Annotated in this window: 23 protein-coding genes and 1 tRNA gene; 14 read left to right on the top strand and 10 right to left on the bottom strand. The window is 53.2% G+C overall.

The window, feature by feature from the left end:
• Positions 1-90 precede the first annotated feature (90 nt).
• Both GO984_RS03760 and GO984_RS03755 read right to left on the bottom strand, forming a co-directional pair.
• The gene (locus GO984_RS03760; protein ID WP_157021252.1) at positions 91-1,323 is read right to left on the bottom strand and encodes an MFS transporter; all 1,233 of its coding nucleotides are present in this window, start codon (positions 1,321-1,323) and stop codon (positions 91-93) included.
• A 3-nt stretch (positions 1,324-1,326) separates the two neighbouring features.
• Complete coding sequence (locus GO984_RS03755) at positions 1,327-1,593, bottom strand: metal-sensing transcriptional repressor (RefSeq protein WP_157021251.1); 267 nt, start codon at positions 1,591-1,593, stop codon at positions 1,327-1,329.
• A 552-nt stretch (positions 1,594-2,145) separates the two neighbouring features.
• Between GO984_RS03755 and GO984_RS03750 the strand changes: the two genes are divergently transcribed.
• Complete coding sequence (locus GO984_RS03750) at positions 2,146-3,240, top strand: M24 family metallopeptidase (protein WP_157021250.1); 1,095 nt, start codon at positions 2,146-2,148, stop codon at positions 3,238-3,240.
• 217 nt (positions 3,241-3,457) lie between these two features.
• Here the strand turns inward: GO984_RS03750 and GO984_RS03745 are convergent, their stop codons facing one another.
• The 4 genes from GO984_RS03745 to GO984_RS03730 form a co-directional block, all read right to left on the bottom strand.
• Positions 3,458-4,120, bottom strand: a complete 663-nt coding sequence (locus GO984_RS03745; protein ID WP_167740213.1) for an FCD domain-containing protein — start codon at positions 4,118-4,120, stop codon at positions 3,458-3,460.
• A gap of 240 nt (positions 4,121-4,360) precedes the next feature.
• Positions 4,361-4,855, bottom strand: a complete 495-nt coding sequence (locus GO984_RS03740; protein ID WP_157021248.1) for an SRPBCC family protein — start codon at positions 4,853-4,855, stop codon at positions 4,361-4,363.
• Positions 4,848-5,198: an ArsR/SmtB family transcription factor gene (locus tag GO984_RS03735; RefSeq protein WP_157021247.1), complete on the bottom strand. Its 351-nt coding sequence runs from the start codon at positions 5,196-5,198 to the stop codon at positions 4,848-4,850. The genes GO984_RS03740 and GO984_RS03735 overlap by 8 nt, the downstream gene beginning before the upstream one ends.
• 140 nt (positions 5,199-5,338) lie before the next feature.
• Positions 5,339-6,451 (bottom strand): S-(hydroxymethyl)glutathione dehydrogenase/class III alcohol dehydrogenase, encoded by a 1,113-nt coding sequence (locus tag GO984_RS03730; RefSeq protein WP_157021826.1) that lies wholly within the window; start codon positions 6,449-6,451, stop codon positions 5,339-5,341.
• 370 nt (positions 6,452-6,821) lie between these two features.
• On the opposite strand from GO984_RS03730, the gene GO984_RS03725 reads away from it, so the two are divergent.
• Both GO984_RS03725 and cueR read left to right on the top strand, forming a co-directional pair.
• Complete coding sequence (locus tag GO984_RS03725; RefSeq protein ID WP_157021246.1) at positions 6,822-7,052, top strand: heavy-metal-associated domain-containing protein; 231 nt, start codon at positions 6,822-6,824, stop codon at positions 7,050-7,052.
• Positions 7,049-7,450 carry a Cu(I)-responsive transcriptional regulator gene (cueR, locus tag GO984_RS03720; RefSeq protein ID WP_157021245.1) on the top strand — a complete coding sequence of 134 codons (402 nt, stop codon included), beginning with the start codon at positions 7,049-7,051 and terminating at the stop codon, positions 7,448-7,450. The genes GO984_RS03725 and cueR overlap by 4 nt, the downstream gene beginning before the upstream one ends.
• Positions 7,451-7,522: 72 nt before the next feature.
• On the opposite strand, the gene GO984_RS03715 is transcribed toward cueR, so the two are convergent.
• The 4 genes from GO984_RS03715 to pcaC are packed head-to-tail and all read right to left on the bottom strand — an operon-like array spanning position 7,523 to position 10,119.
• Entirely contained in the window at positions 7,523-8,353 is an 831-nt protein-coding gene (locus tag GO984_RS03715; RefSeq protein ID WP_157021244.1) for a 3-oxoadipate:acetyl-CoA acetyltransferase, read from the bottom strand.
• Between the two features lie 12 nt (positions 8,354-8,365).
• Positions 8,366-8,986 carry a protocatechuate 3,4-dioxygenase subunit alpha gene (gene pcaG, locus GO984_RS03710; protein WP_157021243.1) on the bottom strand — a complete coding sequence of 207 codons (621 nt, stop codon included), beginning with the start codon at positions 8,984-8,986 and terminating at the stop codon, positions 8,366-8,368.
• A complete protein-coding gene (gene pcaH, locus GO984_RS03705; RefSeq protein ID WP_157021242.1) occupies positions 8,986-9,714 on the bottom strand; it encodes a protocatechuate 3,4-dioxygenase subunit beta in 729 nt (242 codons plus the stop codon). Before pcaH ends, pcaG begins: the two co-directional genes overlap by 1 nt.
• 12 nt (positions 9,715-9,726) lie before the next feature.
• On the bottom strand, positions 9,727-10,119 hold the full coding sequence (pcaC, locus tag GO984_RS03700) for a 4-carboxymuconolactone decarboxylase (protein WP_157021241.1): 393 nt from the start codon (positions 10,117-10,119) through the stop codon (positions 9,727-9,729).
• A gap of 88 nt (positions 10,120-10,207) precedes the next feature.
• Here pcaC and pcaQ point away from each other — a divergent pair, with 88 nt between their 5' ends.
• From pcaQ to GO984_RS03645, 11 genes are all read left to right on the top strand, one after another.
• Positions 10,208-11,119, top strand: coding sequence for a pca operon transcription factor PcaQ (pcaQ, locus tag GO984_RS03695; RefSeq protein WP_157021240.1), 912 nt, complete (start codon positions 10,208-10,210; stop codon positions 11,117-11,119).
• Positions 11,120-11,407: 288 nt separating this feature from the next.
• Positions 11,408-12,283 (top strand): branched-chain amino acid ABC transporter permease, encoded by an 876-nt coding sequence (locus tag GO984_RS03690; protein ID WP_157021239.1) that lies wholly within the window; start codon positions 11,408-11,410, stop codon positions 12,281-12,283.
• A 4-nt stretch (positions 12,284-12,287) separates the two neighbouring features.
• Positions 12,288-13,373 (top strand): branched-chain amino acid ABC transporter permease, encoded by a 1,086-nt coding sequence (locus GO984_RS03685; protein WP_157021238.1) that lies wholly within the window; start codon positions 12,288-12,290, stop codon positions 13,371-13,373.
• Positions 13,370-14,137: an ABC transporter ATP-binding protein gene (locus tag GO984_RS03680; RefSeq protein WP_157021237.1), complete on the top strand. Its 768-nt coding sequence runs from the start codon at positions 13,370-13,372 to the stop codon at positions 14,135-14,137. The genes GO984_RS03685 and GO984_RS03680 overlap by 4 nt, the downstream gene beginning before the upstream one ends.
• Positions 14,137-14,910: an ABC transporter ATP-binding protein gene (locus GO984_RS03675; protein ID WP_157021236.1), complete on the top strand. Its 774-nt coding sequence runs from the start codon at positions 14,137-14,139 to the stop codon at positions 14,908-14,910. The genes GO984_RS03680 and GO984_RS03675 overlap by 1 nt, the downstream gene beginning before the upstream one ends.
• Before the next feature lie 10 nt (positions 14,911-14,920).
• Positions 14,921-16,807 (top strand): AMP-dependent synthetase/ligase, encoded by a 1,887-nt coding sequence (locus GO984_RS03670; RefSeq protein ID WP_157021825.1) that lies wholly within the window; start codon positions 14,921-14,923, stop codon positions 16,805-16,807.
• A 46-nt stretch (positions 16,808-16,853) separates the two neighbouring features.
• Entirely contained in the window at positions 16,854-18,014 is a 1,161-nt protein-coding gene (locus GO984_RS03665) for an ABC transporter substrate-binding protein (RefSeq protein ID WP_157021235.1), read from the top strand.
• 123 nt (positions 18,015-18,137) lie between these two features.
• Positions 18,138-19,055 (top strand): MBL fold metallo-hydrolase, encoded by a 918-nt coding sequence (locus GO984_RS03660; RefSeq protein ID WP_157021234.1) that lies wholly within the window; start codon positions 18,138-18,140, stop codon positions 19,053-19,055.
• Between the two features lie 259 nt (positions 19,056-19,314).
• Positions 19,315-20,979: a transcriptional regulator gene (locus GO984_RS03655; protein ID WP_157021233.1), complete on the top strand. Its 1,665-nt coding sequence runs from the start codon at positions 19,315-19,317 to the stop codon at positions 20,977-20,979.
• A 305-nt stretch (positions 20,980-21,284) separates the two neighbouring features.
• Positions 21,285-21,359: transfer RNA gene (locus GO984_RS03650), tRNA-Gln, on the top strand.
• A 424-nt stretch (positions 21,360-21,783) separates the two neighbouring features.
• Positions 21,784-22,320: a hypothetical protein gene (locus GO984_RS03645; RefSeq protein WP_157021232.1), complete on the top strand. Its 537-nt coding sequence runs from the start codon at positions 21,784-21,786 to the stop codon at positions 22,318-22,320.
• The last annotated feature ends 34 nt before the right edge of the window (positions 22,321-22,354 follow it).

The following is a 22,354-nucleotide window of genomic DNA, read 5'->3' as shown; positions in this document are numbered from 1 at the left end:
TCCAATTTGGACGAATTTTCATATATAGTCGTCCTTTGCGACCGATTATTTTCGTAGAAAATCATCCGTAGGCTCTACCCCCTTTAGCACCTAGTTCTGATTGGGTGGGGAACTGACGCTATTGGGCTCGGCCTGCGCTGGCCATTGTTGCCAGGCAAAAACTAGCCCGGCCAACCCCAGTACAGCCAATCCCCAAAGGGAGATCACAATACCATACTGGCTCATCAGCCATCCAGACATTGGGTAGGTCACCAACCAGCAGCCATGAGACAGTGTGAATTGCGCCGCAAAAATGGCCGGTCTGTCCGCAGGTTGGGCTGACCGACGCAGCAGTCGACCTGATGGGGTCAGGATTGCCGAATAGCCAATCCCGATTGCCAGCCAGGTTATTGACACAGCTGTCAGAGACAGACCGGTCAACTGCGTTTTCACCGCTAGGAAGCTTAGGGCAGAAATTGCCAGGATGGCCCCTGCTGACATAATAGGGCGGTCTGACCTACGTAACAAAAGCCGCGGTAGAACCATGGCCGCAAGCATCGAGCCTGCACCAAAGCTAGCCAGGACCAGTGCGACCATGTTCTCACTCAGGCCGAGTTCGCCGCGTATCACCACCACGGTGTTGACAATTACCATAGCGCCAGTTGCCGATGCCACCATGCTGAGCCCAAGTAACCCACGTAATCTCGGGGTTGTCAGATAGATGCGTATCCCTCGGGTTGTGCGGTCATAAATACCGCGGCTGCGGCTTGGTTTTGGCGAAGGTAATGCAATGGTCAGGACCAGTAAGGCCGAAGCTATGAACCCAAGAGCTGTGCCAAAGAACATTGTACTAAAGGCCATGACTGACAGGAGTGCAGCCGCCAGGGCAGGCGAAATTAGATTTTCCAGGTCATATGCAAGCCGCGACAGTGATAGCGCGTTTGTATAGTCTTCTTCATCTGGCAGCACATCCGGGATCGAGGCCTGAAATGCTGGCGTAAATGCTGCTGAAGAGGCCTGTAGCATGAAGATCAGTACATAGATTTGCCAGATCTGGTCTACAAAAGGCAATGCCAAGGCGACAGCGGCGCGGATGACATCCAAACTGACCAACCAGGCCCGTCGAGAGCGGGTTTCGGCCAATGCTGAGGCAATCGGCGCAATAGTCACATAGCTGACCATTTTGATGGTTAGCGCCATGCCAAGGACCAACCCAGCCCGGTCTCCGGCCAGATCATATGCGAGCAGGGCAAGAGCTATAGTCGCTATTCCGGTGCCCATGAGTGCAATCAATTGAGCTGCGAATAAATGGCGGTAGGTTCGATTTTTAAGAACGCTCAGCATGGGTTACAGATACCTGGTTATGTCTTTGAAGCTTTTTGTGTCGATAACTTGATCGCTGTCGTTTGAGTCAAGGCAATGGTCGATGTGATCGTGGATCAACGCCCGTTTGGCGTTTGTGATGGCCTTTTCAACGGCCTGTAGTTGCTGTGCAATGTCATTACATGGGCGGCCATCTGCGATCATGGCAATGACCGCAGACAGGTGACCATTGGCGCGTTTTAGACGCGCTGAGATTTGCGGGTGTGAGCTGTGCTTATGGGACTGGGACATACTTCATGTATCCCCCTGGGGGGGATAAGGTCAACATTATGCCTACTTCCATCCGATGGAAACGTTCAAAATCAGGTCAAAATGGGAAGTTTTTCGTTTTAGCGCCTTTTTTGAGTGGGGATCCAAAGGTGGGGGGGCGCAAGCGGTTGATAATATGTCGCCGTTAGCGCTCAATCCTTCCCATATGAGCTGCGCAAGATTGGGCTTTGAACGGATTGACAGTGTAGATCGCAGATTGAATGCACTATGAACTGAATGCGTAAGTTGTTTATCAAGCGCATGATAGCTATTGGAAAGACAACGCCGGGATCGACAAACTGATTTTTGCAATCCCCCCTGATGCTTCGGCTTGGTATCCAAAGCTGCGGGCGAGCGGGGTGGCTATCGCGCACTCGTCTGTTTACATGCCAATGTGCAACAAAGTCAGCGACTACAAAGTTCACCCACCAAGTGGCCACATTTTCTGCGGGTTTTCCGGCGAATTGGATAACCGAACCAAGCCGGAGCCCAAGTCGGGCCTCGGTTCACATTAATGCTTTCCGGAGACAAGCAATGCCGAATTCACTAACCGAATACCGCCAGTTGGCCAAAACTTTGGCTGTTGATGCGCTGGCACTGGTTCCAGGTCCCAACTTCACCCGCGCCCTGGGTCATACTTTTATGAGCCACGAGCGCCCCTTTGTACTGATCATTGCAGCAGAGGGTCCTTCCGCTGCTATTGTTCCCAATCTTGAGCTGAGCTCTTGGGATTTGGTTGGATTTGACGGTGAAGTGTTCGATTGGCGCGATCAGGATGGGTATGCGGATGCCTTTGCAGCGCTGGCGCAGCATATGCCCATGGGGCGGCTCGCTGTCGAAGGTCAGGTGATGCGGGTTTTTGTGCATCATGCGCTGAGAAAGGCGCAGCCCGAACTGGAGATCATAGATGCCGAAGTTGAAATTTCCGGATTGCGGATGATCAAGACTGATGCAGACGTCGCCGCGCTGGAAGCTGCGATTGCTCTGTCCGAGCGTGCGTTGCACCGAGTGCTTGATGGTGTGCGCGTAGGACAGACCGAAAAAGAAATCGAAAGTGCGCTGATCCAGGCTCTGTTCTCCGAAGGGGCTGATGGAATGGCGTTCTCACCTATTGTTGTTGCTGGTCCGAATTCCGCGATGCCACATGCCCACGCTGGCGACTACAAGGTGCAGCAAGGCGACCCGCTGCTATTTGATTTTGGTGGTCGTAAGGACGGGTTTGCTGCCGATATTACCCGAACCGTGTTTGTGGGTGAACCGAGCGACGAGGCGCGCGATGTGTACAACACCGTACTTGCGGCCAATTTGGCTGGTCTGGATATGACCCGCGCCGGTGTGACTGCGCACGATATTGACGATGTTGTTACCGGTGTACTGGAAGCTTCGCCCTATGCGGACCGTATCCGCACGAAGACTGGCCACGGATTGGGACGCGACGTTCACGAAGCGCCGTATATCATGCGTGGCAACCATCAGGTTCTACCTGCCGGCACCGTTTATACCAATGAACCGGGTCTATATGACGTCGGCAATTTTGGCGTGCGTATCGAAGATGATGTGCTTATTACCGAAACAGGGTACCGGTCACTGACCCAGTTCCCCAAAGATCTGATCATTGTGGGTCGCTGATGTTTCGCAACACACTCCCGACTGCTCAAGTTCCTTGGCGTTGTGTCGAATTCTTTTGCTTTCATCCGGCAGGTGAACGCGGCATGACCGATTAACGTCACTAGGAAATCAGTCTGGGATGCTTACCGCCCTCCACGGCGGGAACTGGAAGGTGATGCACAACAAGTGGCTTGCTATCATTCGCTATGAGAACAGATCGGGGGCTTCGGCCCCCGTTTCATTTGCTGGACTGCAACTGTTCCTGTAGCGAAACCATTGCGTCGTGAATGTGAGTATAGGTTAGCTGCGCGGCTTTCTCAGCGTCACCAATTTCACATGCACTTAGAATTTCCAGATGCTCTTGGTTGCTGCGTTCAATGCCATCCGTCATCACCAATTGCGCCCTCAGGTGTCGGTCGATCCGATCCATTGAGTTCTCTATTACTGAGATATGGTAAGGCATTTCACTTGCAGCATAGAGGGTTGAGTGAAAGAGCCGGTTCAGATTACCATATTCCATTGGATCTTGAGCGGCCGCAAACTGTTCCAAATGTCCGCGCGCAGTGTTCAATATTTCGGGTGTCATTTTAGGGACTGCAGCGCGAATGACCTCGGGTTCCAAAAGGCAACGGAAATCAAATATTTCGTCGGCTTCCTGCATCGACAAGCAGGCCACGACAGCACCTTTATAACGTACTGCTTTAACCAGCCCTTGTTGTTCCAGCATTGTGATCGCTTCGCGTACTGGAATACGGGACGTGTTAAATGCACGGGCGATTTCATCTTGGCGTAGGGGATCACCATCACTCAGGTCGCCCTCGATGATCGACTTGCGCAGGGCGCGAAAGATTATGGTCGCCGCTGAGGCCGCTTTTCCGATATCAACTGACTGAAACTTCACGGCATTCGGCCTTTCATTGGATTGTTGGTGGTAAGTGTAGCTGGGGCAGGGCGTAATGTAGCAAGTCTGTGCCTTAAGACCAGTCATCAAATCACAGTGTTGAATGTTTTAGCTCAGAAGATGGGTCAACAGCTTCACGCCGAACCGATCTGGAAGAGGCAGATATTGGAACGTTTGAAAAGCACCTGCCAGCAGCGGGGCAGGTGCATCTTTGTTGTGGAGTAGATTTGGTGGCTTTGCCTAGTCTTGTAGCTCGACCAACAGTTCGGCGAGAATTTCCATTCCGGATGCCCAACCTTTGTCCATTCCACCAATAGCTGCGGCAAAGCAGGCAAGTTCCGCTGCGCTGGCTTCATGAGGTTGCCAGGTGAGGCGGAGTTGAGTTTTGCCGTCTTTCTCGGTGAATGTCACAGTGGTGAGCAGCACCAGAGGCCAATCTGGCATCATCGAATTAGCAGAAGCTTCCCATTCAGAATTTGCTGTCGAGTGGAGCCAGACCAACAGCGCGGGTGGATCGACCTTGGTGTATTCCACGCGTTCGTAGTTGGACTTACCGCCCCATTTCATTTCGTTAAGCCACAGCCCGCCCGGTGTAACATTCAGTTCGTGAATTATGGTTTCTGCGCCGGGGCCATACCAGCGGGCTAACAATTCTGGCTCTGTCCAGGTGCGCCATACCATTTCGCGGGGCGCATCAAATTCTCGTTCCAATACATATGTTGGTAATTCACTCATTCCCTGGCTCCTTTAATTCAGTCTGTTTCAATGTCGTCAAAAGATCATCAAGCTGGTCGAAACTTGACGACCAGAACTCCCTAAATTCTTCCAGCCAGTTTACCGCGGCTGCCATAGGTTTGGCTTTTAGTCGGGCGGGTCTGCGCTGTTTGTCTATCGCGCGCTCAACCAGTCCGGCGCGTTCCAGAACTTTCAAATGTTTGGAAATTGCCGGTTGGCTCATCTCGAATGGCTCGGTCAGTTCGTTCACTCCTGCCTCGCCACTGGCAAGACGGGTTAAAATGGCCCGCCGGGTTGGGTCAGCCAGTGCCGCAAAAATTGCGTCGAGATTCTGTGGGGGCATGGAGCTGGTTGTTACTTGCATAACTAGATGGTTATATTCCGAAGAAAAGAAAGTCAAGCTGAGCCTTGACGGAGGAAGGGCGAAAAAAAACGCGGGCTGAATGCCCGCGTTCGATTAGGTCAAAAGTGCTGTGTTGGGGTTTAGAATTCTATTACTGCGCGGATTGATTTTCCATCGTGCATCAGTTGGAACCCTTCGTTGATCTGGTCGAGTGTCAACTTATGCGTGATCATCGGGTCGATCTCGATCTTACCATCCATGTACCAATCAACGATTTTGGGCACATCAGTACGTCCTGATGCCCCCCCAAAGGCAGTTCCGCGCCAGGAACGACCAGTGACCAGCTGGAACGGGCGGGTCGAAATTTCGGCCCCGGCTGGTGCTACGCCGATAATGATGCTTTCCCCCCAACCCTTATGGGAGGCTTCTAGCGCAGTGCGCATTACGTTGACATTGCCTGTGGCGTCAAAAGTGTAATCAGCGCCACCGCCGGTCAGTTCAACCAAATGTGCAACCAGGTCGCCACTTACATCCGCAGGATTGACGAAATCGGTCATACCGAACTTCGTCGCCATTTCGACTTTGCCAGCGTTTAGGTCAACGCCAACAATCTGATCAGCCCCGGCCAGACGCAACCCTTGGATTACGTTCAAACCGATGCCGCCAAGGCCAAACACAATGGCGGTTGAGCCGATTTCTACTTTGGCGGTGTTGATTACCGCGCCGATACCCGTGGTGACGCCACAACCGATGTAACAGATTTTGTCAAACGGAGCGTCCTTGCGAACTTTGGCCAACGCGATTTCAGGCACAACGGTATGGTTCGCAAAAGTGGAGCAGCCCATGTAGTGATGGATTGGGGTGCCATCCAGCATCGAGAACCTTGTTGATCCATCGGGCAACAGTCCTTGTCCCTGGGTGGAGCGGATCGACTGGCACAGATTGGTCTTTGGGTTCAGGCAATAGTCACACTCACGACATTCTGGCGTGTATAGTGGGATTACATGATCACCGACTTCCAGGCTGGTCACGCCTTCGCCAACTTCAATCACCACGCCAGCACCTTCGTGCCCAAGGATCGCGGGAAATATGCCTTCGGGGTCGTCACCTGAGCGGGTGAATTCATCAGTGTGGCACAAGCCTGTGGCCTTGATTTCAACCAGAACCTCACCAGCGCGAGGGCCTTCCAGATTGACCTCCATGACTTGCAATGGCTGACCAGGTGCAACAGCAACAGCGGCGCGCGTTTTCATCATCTTAAATTCCTTTGTTCTGTTGGTGCTGGACCAAGTGTTGTGATGGCGGTTAGCTATCGTTTTGGGGGGGGCAATGTTTGCCCAAAGCGTAACGAAGTGTTTTTCAAGACTTATCCAAGCTCACTATACCACGCAAGTTATCTAGCATTAGCGAGGAGCATCTCAGCTGCTATAATGCGACAAGTAGAGATCAGTAGCGGCATCTAGACCATTGAATTGAACACAGCACACTATCTTGAATTGGTCGTCTCAGGCTGTCAGAAGATTTTCTCGCCTAGTTGGAGATTTTCTTCAATCGGCCCTTGACCTTCCTGTGACGGGAACCTCCATATGGCATAACATAGGAATGACTGCAGAAGGGTTTCCCATGTCCACCGCCACCCAAATCACATTACAACTGACCGGTCTTAGCTGTGCTAGCTGTGTAGGGCGCGCAGAACGTGCACTCGCCAGCGTCGATGGCGTTGTGTCGGCGTCGGTCAACCTCGCGACTGCCAGTGCGCAGGTCGAGGGAACGGCAGGTTTGACACTTGTTGACATGACTGATGCACTGTCTAAGGCTGGCCACCAGCCCAGCAGAATAGGACGCACATCATGAATATTGGAGACGTTTCCACTCGCTCTGGCCTGCCTGCCAAGACTATCCGTTATTACGAGGATATTGGCCTGATTAAGCCCCTACGTTCGGCCAATGGCTACCGCAGTTTTGTTGCTGCCGATCTGCACAAGTTGGCTTTTCTTGGGCGGGCAAGGGCGCTGGGGTTCACGATAGAGGACTGTCGTATGCTGATGGCGCTGTATCACGATGAAAGTCGGGCCAGTGCCGATGTTAAACATCTTGCTCAGGAGCATCTGACCAAGATTGAAGCCAAAATCAGCGACCTCCAGATGATGCACGATACCTTGACGGAGCTGGTGGAGTGCTGTGCAGGGGATGACCGTCCCAACTGCCCGATATTAAGCGATCTATCGGGGATCAGTTCCGGGATGACCTGACGGATTGGTACTTTAGGCCGAAGAGTAAATCCAACTACGGCCGCCAATGTTTCATCGGCGGCCGTAGGTCTTTTAGGCGGCGCGCAGCCCAAGAATTTCGCGCGCTTCACGCCAGCTTGCAACTGGGCGCTCATACTTTTCACACAGTTCAGCAGCACGCGCGACCAGTGCGGCGTTCGAAGGTGCCAAGGTTTCGCGGTTCAGGCGCATGTTGTCTTCCAGCCCAGTCCGGGTGTGGCCGCCGGCGGCAATGGCCCACTCGTTGACTTGGATTTGACCCGGCCCAACACCTGCGCCGCACCACTGGGCCTCGGGGGCAAGACGTTGCATAGTCTTGACGTAATAATCGAATACATCCTTATCGACGGGCATGGCGTTTTTAACACCCATGACAAACTGCACGTATAGGGTGCCCGCAATGCGCCCCTCACGGTTCATTTTCACCGCCTGGTGGATATGGGACAGGTCAAAGGCCTCGACCTCTGGCTTGACCTCATAGGTGCGCATCTCAGAGGCAAGCCAATCCACCAGATCAGGCGAGTTTTCGTAAACTCGTGTTGGGAAATTGTTAGACCCTACTGACAACGATGCCATGTCGGGACGCAGGGACAACATGCCGCCACGGTCCTTGCCGGTACCAGATCGCCCACCAGTAGACAGTTGCACAATCATGCCGGGACAGTGGGTGTTCAAGCCTTCTAGCAGACGGCCAAATTTCTCGGGGTCCGACGTTGGTGTCTCGTCATCGTTGCGCACGTGACAATGTGCAATTGAGGCACCCGCTTCGAAAGCTTCATGAGTGCTTTCGATTTGTTCAGCTACGGTGATCGGCACCGCCGGGTTGTTTTCCTTGCGCGGAACCGAGCCGGTAATCGCGACGCAGATAATGCAGGGGGTACTCATTTAGCAAAGTCCTCAGATGTCAAAAAATACGGTTTCATTGTCGCCTTGCAGGCAGATATCAAAACGATAAACGGTTGCACCATCACGTTCCACGCGTTGTGCGATCAGTGTTTTCCTACGTCGTTCCCATTCAATCAGATTGATTACAGGATCAGCTGAGTTCGCTTCTTCCTCGTCCGAGAAATACAATCGGGTGTTCAGACCAACATTGATACCCCGTGCCACAATCCACAAGTTAATATGTGGCGCCATCATTTGCCCGTAGCGACCCATCACAGGGCCGGGTTTGATCGTGTCAAAACCCCATTCACCCGTTTCGAAATTGGTGATTACTCGCCCCCAACCGCGGAACCCGTCTTCGACATCGCCCGGATGTTCGGGATGGGCATAGGAGCCAGTGGCATTGGCTTGCCAAGCTTCCAGCATCACATCTTTGACCGGCGAGCCGATTCCGTCGATGACCAGCCCCTCAACCCGGATACGTTCGCCGCAGGCATTGGGGCCAGCAATGTCGGTGCCAAGTTCCTGATCGTAGATATCAAAGCCGGCGGCCCCCGGGGCCAAGCCGATGTGAACAAAAGGCCCAGCGGTTTGCGAAGGCGTTTCTTTCAGGTAGTTCAGTTTCTGTTTCATCAGTTGCCCTCCAAACGGTTTTCAAACAGCTTGGAGCGGCGGCCCCGCAATACGATATCGAATTTATAGGCGAGGGTATCCAACGGGATGCTGGCGTTCATATCCAGCGCTGCAATCAACTGCTGGACGGCGTCGGGATCGGGAATGGTTTTGACGATCGGGCATTGATCAATCAGTGGGTCGCCTTCGAAATATAGCTGTGTGATCAATCTCTGGGCAAAGCCAGTTCCGAAGACCGAAATATGAATATGCGCCGGCCGCCAGTTGTTGACCCAGTTGCGCCAAGGATAGGCGCCGGGTTTGACTGTGCGGAAGTAGTAGTAACCGTCGCTATCCGTCATGGTGCGGCCACAGCCGCCAAAATTGGGGTCCATCGACCCCAGATAAGCATCCTTTTTGTGGCGGTACTTGCCACTGGCATTGGCCTGCCAAATCTCAACCAAAGTGTTTGGAACTGGGCGCGCGTTTTCATCCAGGACCCGGCCATGCACAATGATACGCTCCCCCACCGGGGCCTGCCCGGGTTGAGCGTAGTTGGTTAGCAAGTCATTGTCAGTTGGAGCAAAGTCGTTGTGACCAAACACCGGGCCAGTGATCTCACTGGCGGTGTTTTCTAAACTGATCAGCGGGTATTGTGGCGAGCGTGCCACCGAAGTCTTATAGTTGCGATCCAATGCTGGCGGATGCCATTCACGGTCGCGTTGATAGAATTCAGCTGGTTTTGTCATCTTGGGGTCTCCTCAGTCGGCGGCTTGCTCAGCTTCCATTTCGGCATAGGTCTGTTTGGCCAGCTTTAGCGCGTGGTTGGCGCGTGGAACGCCTGCGTAAATAGCGACATGCTGGAAGGCCTCGATGACGTCCTGTTTGCTTGCGCCAGTTCGGGCTGTGGCGCGAATATGCATTGGGATCTCGTCAAAGTTACCTAGCGCAGCGAGCAGGGCCAGAGTTAGCATTGACCGTTCACGTTGGCTGATACCTTCGCTGGACCAGACTGTGCCCCAGGCGCCTTCTGTAATAAGATTTTGAAATCCCTCGTCAAAGGGTGTCTTTGCCGCTTCTGCGCGATCAACGTGTGCGTTGCCCAACACAGCGCGGCGTACTTTCATCCCTTGATCGTAACGAGAATTGCACATCTGCCACTCCTTCCCTTTTCCTTAGTATCGCATATCAAAATTGACCTGTATAATGTGAATTATTGGATCTTTTTATATCGGAAATGATATGCGTTTGTCGGATCATCTCAAGCTGCGGCACTTGGAAGTCTTCGTTGAGGTTGCTCGCAAGTCTAGTGTTACGCAAGCCGCTGATGCACTGGGAATGACCCAACCTGCCGTAACCCGCGCTTTACGCGAACTTGAAACTGTTTGCGGCAAAAAATTGGTTGAAAAACATGGTCGCGGTATCCGATTGTCGGCCTATGGTGAGATGTTTCGAGATCCTGCTGGGCGCAGTCTGGCGCTGGCTCGTGACGGGGTTTCGATGTTGCAGGGGCTGAGCGAGGCTGAGGGTCCCAAGGTGGCGATCGGTGCCTTGCCGACGGTATCAGCTACAGTTGTACCTGATGCGCTGGCGCAATTGCGAGAGGAAGGCAGTCATAGTCGGTTCTCTGTGATGAGTGGCGACAATCAGTACCTGCTGGATCAGCTTCGGCGGGGTTTTTTGGATGTCGTTGTTGGGCGGCTTCCTGCGCCGGAACATATGGCAGGGGTGGATTTTGACCCCCTATTTCGCGAACGCGTGGTTGCAGTGGTGGCGGCAGACCATCCGTTAACCCAATTCGGCCGATTGCCGGACATGGCGTTTCAGGATTTCCCTGTGTTGATGCCCAATCAAGGATCGATTATTCGACCCTATGTTGATCGGATGCTCTTGGAACAGGGGATCTTACCCCCCCGGTTTCCAATTGAAACGGTGTCCTCGACATTCTGTCGGCGGTTTACTTTGGCGCATAAAGCGGTCTGGATTATCAGTCATGGCGTGGTACGGGCTGAACTGGAGGCAGGGGTGTTGAGCCACCTACCCATCAACACCGGTAGCACGCTTGGCCCTGTTGGCCTGTGCATCCGAAGTGAACACCAGTTGTCCCCAGCAGCTCAGCGGTTCTGTGATACCCTGCGAGAGCTTTGTGGATGATGGGTTTGGCAAAGTTGCAGCAATTATACGGCTAGTTGTTTTGTTTTACGTAACGTAGCGTAAAAAGAGCTTTGAGTTTTTGGGTAACCGCTGGAAGCTTACAAAGATAACATTGTTTCGATGAATTTACTACGATCTGTTGGATGAAGCGGCTGCAACTGGGTTGGATTGCCTGAATTTTTGCTCTTGGGTCTCGCACTTATGAAGGGGCCTAAATTCTAAGTGCGGGGATGTTTACCCGGCAAAGCCCAGTTGAAATACTGCTTTTGAAAAGTAGGGGAGGGCACATTGGAAGTTTTGCAGCTGCTTGTCAGTGGTCTTGCAAATGGCTGTGTGTATGGTCTGATCGCACTTGGGTTTGTTTTGATTTACAAAGCCACAGAAGCGGTGAACTTTGCTCAGGGCGATTTTATGATGCTGGGGGCATTTGTGACCCTGGGCCTGACCAATGCTGAACATATGGACTTGCCGTTCTGGGTGGCCGCGCCGCTGGCTATCTTGGTCATGGCTGCGCTGGGTTATCTGCTGGATTTCTTCGTGTTGCGGCGGTTGTTTGGGCAGAGCCAGACTGCGGTGGTGATCCTGACCATCGCGCTGGGTTTTGTGATCCGCTTTGTTGCCGGGGTGATCTGGGGGCACGAACCACAGACATTGGAAAGCCCATTGAGTATTGGAGACATCAACATTGGCGGTGTGGTGCTTGGGATGGCGGATGTCGCAGTGATCGTGGTGACGGTGCTGCTAACACTTTTCTTGTTTCAGTTTTTTCAGCGTACCAAGCTGGGTTTGGCGATGCAGGCTGCCAGCCAAAATCAAATGGCGGCTTACTACATGGGTATCCCGGTGAAGCGTGTGCAGGGGCTGATTTGGGGACTGTCAGGCGCAACAGCAGCCATCGCGGGCATTTTGTTCGCTTCAAAAGGGGCGATAGATCCCAATGCAGGTTTATTGGGCATTAAGGCCTTTGCTGCGGCGGTGATAGGTGGCTTTGGATCGCTGCCCGGGGCGCTTGTTGGTGGGCTTATTGTTGGAGTGATTGAACCCTTTGCCTCGCGTTATTTCGCGGCTGGGTATTCGCAAATCGCGCCATACGTTTTGTTGTTGCTGGTTCTGGTGTTCCGACCCAATGGGCTGTTTAGCCAGGTCCGGGTCAAAAAGGTCTGATCCCATGCGTGTCCTGTTTAAAACCTCATACAACGATGACATCCGACTGTTCCCGGATCGCTGGACCTTGGCAGTTTATGCAGCATTGCTGGCACTGGCTGTTTTGTTGCCGGTGCTGCTGGACGAGTTCTACATCGGCGAGGTCACCAATGTGCTGATCTGGGCCATCGCAGGACTTGGTCTGATGCTTCTGACCGGTCAGACCGGCCAAGTTAGCTTGGGCCATGCGGCGTTTCTGGCGATTGGCTGCTACACAAACACCATTCTGATCGAAGCGGGCCTGCCATTTATTGTGGCTTTTCCTCTTGCCGGGGTGATCACCGGTGTGGTTGGCGCGATTATTGCCATTCCGGCACTGCGGTTGCATGGGATTTATTTAGCGATTGCCACCATTGCTCTGTCGATCCTGGCGGATGACATCATTGTACTGCTAGATCCCTGGACTGGCGGCGTGTCTGGTAAATTTCCCGCTGTGATCACCATATTCGGTCTCGAAATAGAGCGTTGGACGATGCCTGTGCGATTTTATTACCTGGTCTTGGTGGTGACGATGATTTGTACGCTGTTCTATCGCAACTTGTTGCGCGCGCCATTGGGCCGGGCCTTTGCCGCGGTGCGGGACAGCGAGATTTCAGCGACAGCGATGGGCGTGCATATTGCGCGGACCAAGGTTAAGGCGTTTGGCCTGTCCTGCATGATCACAGGCTGGGCCGGGGCATTGATGGGGTATTACGCGGGGGCCTTCAACAACGAGACCTTCTCGCTGGTGATATCAATCACCCTGTTGATGATGATTGTGATTGGCGGGTTGGGGTCTATCCACGGTGCGTTCTTTGGCGCGGTGGTGGTGGCGTTCCTCCCGCAAGTTTTGTCGATTGCGAAAGGTGCCATGATCGGCGGTAGCGTCGCTATTCCGGGGCTTGAGACTGGCGTATTCGGGCTGATTTTGATCCTGTTCATTCTGTTTGAACCGATGGGGCTTTATGGCCGTTGGCTGAAAATTCGCACCTGGTTTGAACTGTTTCCCTTTGCTCGCAAGGACATGTTCCGGCGCCAGAAAAGCTATCTGAAAACGGAGCGCCTGCGATGAGTCTGTTGGAGATCAAGGAGGCGACGCTGAAGTTTGGCGGCGTGGTGGCGGTGAACAACTTAAGTCTGTCGGTCGAGGAAGGCGAGGTCTATGCCATCGTCGGGCCAAACGGGGCGGGAAAATCCACAGTGTTCAACCTGATCTCGCGGTTTTATCAGCCATTTTCGGGCAGTATCACCTTTGACGGACAGAACCTGCTGGACCGGGCGCCGGATCAGGTGGCGGACTTGGGTATCGCACGGACGTTTCAGAATATTGAACTGTTTGACCATGCCACTGTGTTACAGAATCTTCTGGTGGGGCGGCACCGGCACCGCAAAACATCGCTGGTTGAAGAACTGTTCTTTGCCCCACGCGTGCGGCGCGAAGAGATCGCGCATCGCGAGGTGGTGGAGGAGGTGATCGACTTTCTGGATCTGCAGCCTTATCGCGACAAGATGATTGCGGGTTTGCCTTACGGGGTGCGCAAGGTGGTTGAGCTGGGGCGTGCATTGGCAACAGGGCCGAAACTACTTCTGTTGGATGAGCCGGCCTCGGGGCTTTCGGTTGAGGAAACGCAGGACATGCGTTGGTGGATTGATGACATCCGCAAGCAGATGGGCATTACCGTGCTGATGGTCGAGCATGACATGGGGTTGGTGTCTTCGGTTAGTGATCGAGTTCTTGCACTGGCGGATGGCGCCAAGCTGGCCGAAGGCACCCCTGCTGAAGTACAGGCTGACCCTGCGGTGATCGAGGCCTATCTGGGTGTGGGGGCGGTGTGATGGGTGATGCGCTGCTTGAAATCAAGAACCTTGAGAGTTTCTACGGTCCAATTATGGCCATTCGCGGCGTGTCGTTGAAAGTTGAAAAAGGCCAGATCGTAACGGTTCTGGGTGCCAATGGGGCCGGTAAATCGACACTGTTAAAGACAATATCGGGCATCATGGATCCCGAAAAGGGGCAGGTGATATTCAAGGGGTGTGAGATCCAGGGGCAGGAGCCGCACCGTATAGTGCAGCATGGGATCGTGCATGTTCCCGAGGGGCGTGAAGTGTTTCCACTGTTGACGGTGGACGAGAACCTGACACTGGGCGCTTATACTCGCAATGACAAGGTTGGGGTGCAACGCGACCGCGAAATGGTTTTCGACTATTTTCCAATCCTGGCCGAGCGGCGCGGGCAAGAGGCGGGTACGTTGTCGGGTGGTCAGCAACAGATGTTGGCGATTGGCCGCGGGCTGATGCTGAGCCCTGAAATTATGTTGTTAGATGAACCCTCGCTTGGGTTGTCACCGCTGCTTGTACAAGAAATTTTTGCGATTCTGCGAAGACTGAACGCTGAAGAAAAAGTGACTATGGTGCTGGTCGAGCAAAATGCTCGTATCGCTTTGGATCTGGCTAACGTTGGCTATGTGATGGAGATCGGGCGGATTGTAATGGACGGAACCGCAGAACGATTGATGCAGAGTGAGGACATCAAGGCGTTCTACCTGGGCCACCAAGAGGCGGGTCAGCGTGACGAGCGACGCTGGAAGCGCAAGAAAACATGGCGGTAAAGAGCGCATGATGGATATGCATATGGCTCCACATCCTCAGGTAACGCTGAATGGTGTGTCTTATAATGCCACTCCGGGGGTGCGCCCTGTTCGGGTGGACGGCTGTGACACCATTGCAAAACTATTCGCACGGCGCTGCTCTGAACTGGGTGACCAGACTGCGCACAGAGAAAAGGACATGGGCATCTGGAAGGCCTGTTCCTGGACCGATTACTGGACACATGCCAAATGGCTTGGCCTAGGTCTCCGCGCTCTGGGACTGCAGCGCGGAGAAGTGGTGTCCATTCTGAGCGAAGACCGCAAGGAGTGGATCTATGCTGACATGGGTATTCAAGGTGTGGGTGGGATTGCCTCGGGGGTCTACACCACAGATTCCCCAGCGCAGCTGGCCTACATTCTGAATAATAGTGAAAGCCGTGTCCTATTCGTTGAAGACGACGAGCAACTGGATAAGTTTCTGGAAATTCAAGATGAGGTGCCAGGGCTGGCCAGGGTGGTTATCTTTGAACGAGAGGGCTTGCATGACCTGAACCATAGCAAGTGCTTATTTATCGAAGATCTGTATGAAGTCGGTCGGACCTTTGAAGCTGAAAATCCGGGATGTTTCAGAGATGAGATTGCCAAATCTCAACCTGATGATACGGCTCTTTTGATCTACACGTCAGGTACCACTGGCCAGCCCAAAGGGGCGATGCTAAGCCATGAAAATATACTAAGCACCATGGAAGCGAGCGCGCGAGCGTTGACTTTCATGCGAAGCGATGAGTTGCTGTGTTTTTTGCCGTTGTGCCACATTCTTGAACGAAATGTGTCGGTATATCTGCCGCTTGCCGCCTCTTGTACGGTGAACTTTGCCGAAAGCCCGGAAACGGTATTCGACAACCTGAGTGAAGTTTCTCCTTCGACGTTTTTTGCAGTTCCTCGGGTTTGGGAGAAAATCTATTCCAAGGTGATGGTGCTGATGCAAGAGGCCACCCCGATAGGGCGATGGGCATTTAACCGCGCCATCAAGGCGGGTATGGCGCGTGCAGATTATTTGATGCAGAACCTGCCTGTACCTGGAAGGGTTGCCGCACGCTACTTGTTTTGGGATGTGCTGGTTCTTCGGAATCTGCGCAGAATGTTGGGCATGGACCGGATGCGCCGCGGTGGCTCTGGGGCGGCGCCGATTTCACCCGAGTTGCTAAAATGGTACTGGTCGATTGGTGTCCGGCTCGTCGAAGGATATGGTATGACCGAGAACGCTGGATTGACAGCGGTCAATACCGTCGAGGCGAACCGTTTGGGCTCGGTTGGACAGCCAGTTCCTGGCATCACAATACGCATTGCAGACGATGGAGAGATCCAAACGCTAGGTTTGAACAATTTTCAGGGCTATTGGCACAACGCTGAAAAGACTGCCGAAACATATACCAGCGATGGTTGGTTGCGAACAGGTGATGTCGGGCAGGTGGATCAAGATGGGTATTTGACGATCACTGGTCGTATCAAGGATATCATTATCACTACCGGGGGCAAGAATATTACCCCCGCCGAGATCGAAAGCCGTTTGAAGTTCAGTCACTACATATCTGATGCAGTGGTCATCGGTGATCAGCGCAAATATTTGAGCTGTCTGATTATGATTGATCAGGAAAACGTGGAAAAATTTGCTCAGGATCATAAGATACCATTCAGCGATTTTGCATCGCTCTGTGCCGCGCAGGAAGTTGTAGCGTTGATCGAGGGTGAGGTCGAAGCCGTGAACCATGAATTTGCCCGGGTGGAGCAGATTAAACAATTCCGCCTGATCAATGTGCTGCTGACTGCCGAAGACGATGAGTTGACTGCCACCATGAAGTTGAAACGAAATCTGGTAGAGCAGAAGCACAAGGCATTGATCGATCAAATGTATTGAGGTGCGGTTTCCCCGCACGAGGACGATATCATAGGGAGAACTTTGAATGACTAAAGTGACATCCGTACTGACGGCAGCGGCACTGGCCGTTGGAGTTGGGTTTTCCGCTCATGCAGATACTCAAGGGGTCAGCGACACCGAGGTGGTTATTGGCTCGGTCAACGATCTGAGTGGCATTTTTGCAGCCGTCGGCGTTCCGGCTGTGAACGGTGCCAATCTGCGTTTTGATGAAATCAATGCGGCAGGTGGTGTGCATGGCCGTCAGATCCGTTTTGTGGTTGAGGACAACGGCTATCAGATCCCACGCGCGATGCAGGGCTATAACAAGCTACTGAACCGCGACAAGGTGTTTGCCATGTTGCTGTCGCTGGGCACGCCGATGAACACTGCAGGGTTCAAATTGCTGGACCCTAAGGGCATCCCAAACATCAGCCCATTGTCTGCCTCTGTACAGATGCTGCAGGAACCGGCACACAACAAGTTCACCGGGTTTTCCAGCTATTGGGATCAGGTGCAGGCAGGGGTACGCTATCTGGCTGGTGAGTTCGACTCCAAAGAGATCTGTTCGATGTATATTCCATCAGATTTCGGCAAAGAAATTTCGGATAGCACCAAGGCAATTACAAGTTCACTGGGGCTGAGTTTTGCTGCCGAGACGACGCATAAGCCGGATGAGCTGAACTTTGTTGGCTCACTCACCAAGTTGAAGTCTGCGGGCTGCGATATCGTGACCATGGCGCTGGGCGTGCGCCAGGGGATCACCGTGGTTGGCACTGCTAAGAAGCTCGGCTGGACGGACGTTAAATTCCTCAATACCTCAGCTGGTTTTCTCGGAGTGGTGGCAGCCGTTCCCGGCGGCGTGACAGAGGGGCTCTATGCTTCGGCAGGATGGGTTGATCTGACAGCGCGCGCCGATGACGAGGTCCCGGCCAAGTTCATGGCCGACTACAATGCCAAATTTGACAAACCGGCGAGTGGATTTTCCATGCTGGGATACACCGCCGCTGATACTCTGATCCGCGCGCTTGAGGCCGCAGGTCCGGATCTGACCCAAGAGGCATTTCTGGCGGGAATGGAAAGCCTAAGCTACTTTGATGCACTGACTGATACCGACATTACTTATGCGGCGGACGATCACCGTGGTGCTGATGATATCGTGATTTCAGTGGTCGAAAACGGAATGTGGAGAGAACTGAGCCGTCAGTAACTGAGAGTACTGATTGCTTGTTGGTCGGGCTCAGCGTCCGGCCATTTTTTGTTGGCCTCTCCGTCCTATTCATGTATCTGAATGTGAGTTTACATCGACTAGTTGAATGCGAAGGGCAGGGGTATGACAGTTACACGGCGCAGGGTATTGCAGGGGATGGGGGCCGGTCTGGCCCTAGCGGGATCGCGAAGCTGGGCCAGTACCGAGCTGAACCTTGGGTCCAAGCGTCTGCAGACCCTGTCGGATGGGCATCTGTCGCTGCCGGGTGAGTTTATATTTGGGCCGATGGATAAGCCGGATCTGATCCCGGTTTTAGCTGACTTTGGCATGACATCCAGTGATCAGCTGACCCCTGACATCAACGTGACGCTGATGCAGGATGGCGACAAAATTGTGTTGTTCGATGTTGGCTCTGGGCCTGATTTTCAATCGGGGGCTGGTCAACTGGTTGATGCTCTAGATGCCGTTGGAGTGGCCCCTGAAGATGTGACCCATGTGCTGTTCACACATTGTCACCCTGATCACCTCTGGGGGGTGTTGGACGATTTTGATGACCCACTGTTTTCTGAGGCTCAACATTTGATGGGGCAAGGGGAGTGGGACTATTGGTTCGATCCGGAAACGGTTCACACTATTGCCTCCAATCGGACCAGCCAAGCTGTTGGAGCCCGGCGTAGAATGGAAATCATAAAGGAGCAGATAACCCTATTTGGTGACGGAGAGGAAGTTTTGCCGGGCGTCGCTGCTCGTGCCAGTTTTGGTCATTCACCTGGGCACATGTCGTTTGAGGTCCGCGATGGCAACAACAGCGTCATGGTGCTGGGAGATGCAGTAAACAATCACCATATCAGTTTTGCTCGACCGGGGTGGGAAACTGGCGCTGATCAGGATCGCGAAACCGCTGCTAAAACCCGAATGGCGCTCCTAGATCAGATCAGCCATGAGAAAATGAAACTGATTGGGTACCACTTGCCCGAGGGTGGTATTGGATTCGCCGAAAACTCGGGCGAAGGATATCGTTTTGTACCTGCTAGCGGTTAGACCTGCGTGCGTTGATGTGTAAACGGTGGTAATCGTACTTCCTCAGCAGAGCCTTTCTTGGCTGCCAAGTTTCGGCAACAGCCAAGGGAAGTCGCCAATTTGGTGACGTACCAAAGAGCTGAGCCTCCTTAAGGTTGAACACTTAATACACCTATTGGTGTATTAAGTGTGTTGATCTATCGGTGTGTTTATTATCTACTGGTCGATGACACGACTTTTTACTGTTTTTTTTGTCCCGTTGTTTTGGGGAGTAGTTAGTATGAATAAAGTGTTAAGAATAAACCACTTTGGTGCGTTTGGTGTCTTTCCTTCCAGTGGTGGAGAAATCCCGTTAGGGGCTAAACATCAGGCGCTAATGGCGTTGTTGTCCAAGGCGGATGGCGGCGTGCGTACTCGGGCATTTCTAGAGCATACGCTGTGGAGCCTGGCGCAACCAGAGCAGGCCAAGGCCAGTTTGCGCACCGCGCTAAGTACATTGCGGCGCCATTTGGGCCCCGAGCTTTCCAAGCTTATTTCCGCCAACCGGGAGCGGGTCGTTTTAGATCTGGATAAGGTCGACTTGATTGGCAACTCTGAGAACGGCAGCTTTATGGATGGCTTCGAGCTCCCCCACGAAGCGCTCTTTTCTGACTGGTTGTTGCAGGTTCGTGATGAACCCAGTTATTCATCGCCACGCCGTCGGGCTGAGCTGGGGGAGGGCCGAGAGTATAGTCGTGCCGTTTTGGACGAGCTGTTGCCCAGAATTGCAGTGTTGCCGTTTGTATACCGGGCCCCCAGTCGTGGAACGACACCTTTGGGGTCGATGCTCTCTGAAGAGCTGGTGCGACATCTGTCACGTAGTCAGGCCTTCTCTGTAACGTCCTATCTGGCCTCGCGTCAGTTTGACCCTCAGACGGTAACCCCGACAGAGGTCGCCTCGGTGACTGGGGTGACCTATCTGGTATCAGGGATGGTGCATGTCAGGGGCCGTGAATTCCGGCTCAAAGTTGATCTCCAGGATGCCTGCCGTGAACGGGTTTTGTGGTCGCGTGAATACGACGGGTCACTAGAAGAGTTGATGGCTGGAGAATGTGAGGCGCTACAGGATGTGTCACAGCAGATCGGGCAGACAGCGGTAGGTGAGGCTGTTCGCCTTGTACAGTTCAAACCATTGGCCAATTTGGAAAGCCATACGTTATTGATGGCGGCTATCTCTTTGATCCAAGATATGCGGCCAGACCAGTTTAATGCCGCCCAGGATTTGCTTGGTGTGTTGTTACAGCGTGAACCCGGTCATCCTCTCGCGCTGACCTGGATGGGATTCTGGTATGTGATGCGGGTGCAAAAAGGGTTGACGCATGATCGGCAACTCGACACCCAATTGGCCACCCATCTGGCCGCAAGTGCACTGAAAGTGGATCCCGCATTTTCACTTGCGCATACACTCAAAGGAATGATCTCCAGCCACCTTCTGTTTCGCTTTGATTTGGCACAGACCTCGTATGATCTGGCTTTGAAAGACAATCCGAATGAGGCATTAGCGCTTTTGCTGATGGGGGACATGCGGGCCTTTCAGAATGCGCCAGACGAAGCGGTTAAGTTCACAGACGCCGCCCGACGCCTGTCACCGTTGGGACCACAGCGGTACTATTTTGATTCTGTGTCGGCCACTGTGCAGCTGTCTGCAGGGCATTACGCCCGGGCATTGGCCTTGGCCAATCGTTCATTGCAGGCAAATAGGTTGTTCCCGTCGACATTGCGAACCAAAGCAATTGCTCTGGAGTTGTCTGGTCGCGGCGAGGAGGCCCGGAATGTGGTTCGCGAACTGATGGAGGTGTCTCCTGATTTCACACTCAGCCGCTATCGTTGTGAAGTCCCTGCGACCGCTGTTTCTTCAGGCCGGGAGTGGACACGTGCTCTGCGTGCTGCAGGGGTGCCAGAGTAAGTAGCTGTGCAAAACTGCTATGACCGGTAGACTTCTATAGTCTTGTTCTAGCTGGGCGCCAATTTTGTGGGCTATAGCCAGTTGTTAGCTGTTCTTCGCAGCGCCGATGATGGAATTTGTGCGTTCAGAATAACGCTGGCCAGCAGGGGACATTGTTGTCTTCACTGACAATAGGTTGATGCGCGTTAGACCCATTGAGTTAGGGGGGCAAAGTGATGGCGCACAGCGTAGTAAAAAAAGAACTGTCTTTTTCTTCAAACCCCCTTGCGCGCCCGCGCAAGTAACATTAGACAGCCGCTCACTGATGGGGTGTGGCCAAGTGGTAAGGCAACAGTTTTTGGTACTGAAGATCGTAGGTTCGAATCCTACCACCCCAGCCAGTACTTCCTGACATGATGTAGTAGCCTCATTACTGGCTCTCTGTGGCTCAGAATGCCCCTGTTTATGCCCCTTGTGCTGAGGTGATGAACCCCGGCTGTTATAGGGGCTCTCAGTGGGGTTCTGTGGCGATTTATCCTGTGACCGTCAGTGAGGTTAGTCAGTCAGTGAACTGGGCATCCAGTGGCCCTATCTGCGTCCCAAGTATGATCCCCAAGAACTAATCCCACACATGTCGTCAGCCCATCTAGATCCTAGGTAAGGAAGATACCCTCTATTGAATAGGTATAAGTAATGGATAAAGATAGATAGAATAGGAAGATCTAAGTACTATTCCCCTACTAGAGGTCCTTACCTAAGTCCCCTAGGTACCTAAGTAATACCAGTATTCTACACTAGAGACTTTCCTGACCAAGGCCTTTGACAATGAGCAAGATAGAAGATCCATGGCACTCCCGCCCCATAGACGTTCATAGGTGGTCTGATCATCCTGAGGTGAAGGAGTTCGTGGGGAGGATCTGGGACAAGTACTTGCCTGCGGAGGTGGTGGGGAAGTCTGGGCCGAAGCCTAAGATGGCGTTCCGTAAGCAGCTTAGGGTGTTGATCCTGGATCTGTATGTGGCTTGGCAGGATGATCCTGAGCTCTGTATTGGGGTCTCCATGTCAGTGAATGCTTGGAAAACAGGCTCCCGGTACAATGCCCTGCACCTGTCTAAGAAGATGATCCCGATCATCAACACACTGCATGAGGCGGGGCTAATCGACAAATCCAATCACAGCTACACGGCACCCGGATCTAGGAAAAACCGTAGCACCCGTATCAGGGCATCGGAGAAATTTCAGGAGTGGTTCGCTAAAGCCAAATTCGAGCGTGATGATGTAGGCCGGGCAAAGGGTGAGGAAGTTATCATCCTAAAGGAGTGGACCTGTCGCGCTTTCGTGCCGCCCCAAGTGCTCGTTTAAGCCACCATCCGTTCGAAGGCGACTGGGCTTTTCC

Origin of the sequence: Parasedimentitalea huanghaiensis, from assembly GCF_009753675.1 — a bacterium.
GTDB lineage: Bacteria > Pseudomonadota > Alphaproteobacteria > Rhodobacterales > Rhodobacteraceae > Parasedimentitalea > Parasedimentitalea huanghaiensis.
Note: the sequence above shows the minus strand (reverse complement) of the source record. Positions and strands in the feature narration are given on the sequence as shown.

What these genes read in the sequence shown, in the direction of transcription:
- GO984_RS03760 (WP_157021252.1), bottom strand. Translation starts at nt 1,323, where the DNA reads ATGCTGAGCGTTCTTAAAAATCGAACCTACCGCCATTTATTCGCAGCT.
- GO984_RS03755 (WP_157021251.1), bottom strand. Translation starts at nt 1,593, where the DNA reads ATGTCCCAGTCCCATAAGCACAGCTCACACCCGCAAATCTCAGCGCGT.
- GO984_RS03750 (WP_157021250.1), top strand. Translation starts at nt 2,146, where the DNA reads ATGCCGAATTCACTAACCGAATACCGCCAGTTGGCCAAAACTTTGGCT.
- GO984_RS03740 (WP_157021248.1), bottom strand. Translation starts at nt 4,855, where the DNA reads ATGAGTGAATTACCAACATATGTATTGGAACGAGAATTTGATGCGCCC.
- GO984_RS03735 (WP_157021247.1), bottom strand. Translation starts at nt 5,198, where the DNA reads ATGCCCCCACAGAATCTCGACGCAATTTTTGCGGCACTGGCTGACCCA.
- GO984_RS03730 (WP_157021826.1), bottom strand. Translation starts at nt 6,451, where the DNA reads ATGAAAACGCGCGCCGCTGTTGCTGTTGCACCTGGTCAGCCATTGCAA.
- GO984_RS03725 (WP_157021246.1), top strand. Translation starts at nt 6,822, where the DNA reads ATGTCCACCGCCACCCAAATCACATTACAACTGACCGGTCTTAGCTGT.
- cueR (WP_157021245.1), top strand. Translation starts at nt 7,049, where the DNA reads ATGAATATTGGAGACGTTTCCACTCGCTCTGGCCTGCCTGCCAAGACT.
- GO984_RS03715 (WP_157021244.1), bottom strand. Translation starts at nt 8,353, where the DNA reads ATGAGTACCCCCTGCATTATCTGCGTCGCGATTACCGGCTCGGTTCCG.
- pcaG (WP_157021243.1), bottom strand. Translation starts at nt 8,986, where the DNA reads ATGAAACAGAAACTGAACTACCTGAAAGAAACGCCTTCGCAAACCGCT.
- pcaH (WP_157021242.1), bottom strand. Translation starts at nt 9,714, where the DNA reads ATGACAAAACCAGCTGAATTCTATCAACGCGACCGTGAATGGCATCCG.
- pcaC (WP_157021241.1), bottom strand. Translation starts at nt 10,119, where the DNA reads ATGTGCAATTCTCGTTACGATCAAGGGATGAAAGTACGCCGCGCTGTG.
- pcaQ (WP_157021240.1), top strand. Translation starts at nt 10,208, where the DNA reads ATGCGTTTGTCGGATCATCTCAAGCTGCGGCACTTGGAAGTCTTCGTT.
- GO984_RS03685 (WP_157021238.1), top strand. Translation starts at nt 12,288, where the DNA reads ATGCGTGTCCTGTTTAAAACCTCATACAACGATGACATCCGACTGTTC.
- GO984_RS03680 (WP_157021237.1), top strand. Translation starts at nt 13,370, where the DNA reads ATGAGTCTGTTGGAGATCAAGGAGGCGACGCTGAAGTTTGGCGGCGTG.
- GO984_RS03675 (WP_157021236.1), top strand. Translation starts at nt 14,137, where the DNA reads ATGGGTGATGCGCTGCTTGAAATCAAGAACCTTGAGAGTTTCTACGGT.
- GO984_RS03670 (WP_157021825.1), top strand. Translation starts at nt 14,921, where the DNA reads ATGGATATGCATATGGCTCCACATCCTCAGGTAACGCTGAATGGTGTG.
- GO984_RS03665 (WP_157021235.1), top strand. Translation starts at nt 16,854, where the DNA reads ATGACTAAAGTGACATCCGTACTGACGGCAGCGGCACTGGCCGTTGGA.
- GO984_RS03660 (WP_157021234.1), top strand. Translation starts at nt 18,138, where the DNA reads ATGACAGTTACACGGCGCAGGGTATTGCAGGGGATGGGGGCCGGTCTG.
- GO984_RS03655 (WP_157021233.1), top strand. Translation starts at nt 19,315, where the DNA reads ATGAATAAAGTGTTAAGAATAAACCACTTTGGTGCGTTTGGTGTCTTT.
- GO984_RS03645 (WP_157021232.1), top strand. Translation starts at nt 21,784, where the DNA reads ATGAGCAAGATAGAAGATCCATGGCACTCCCGCCCCATAGACGTTCAT.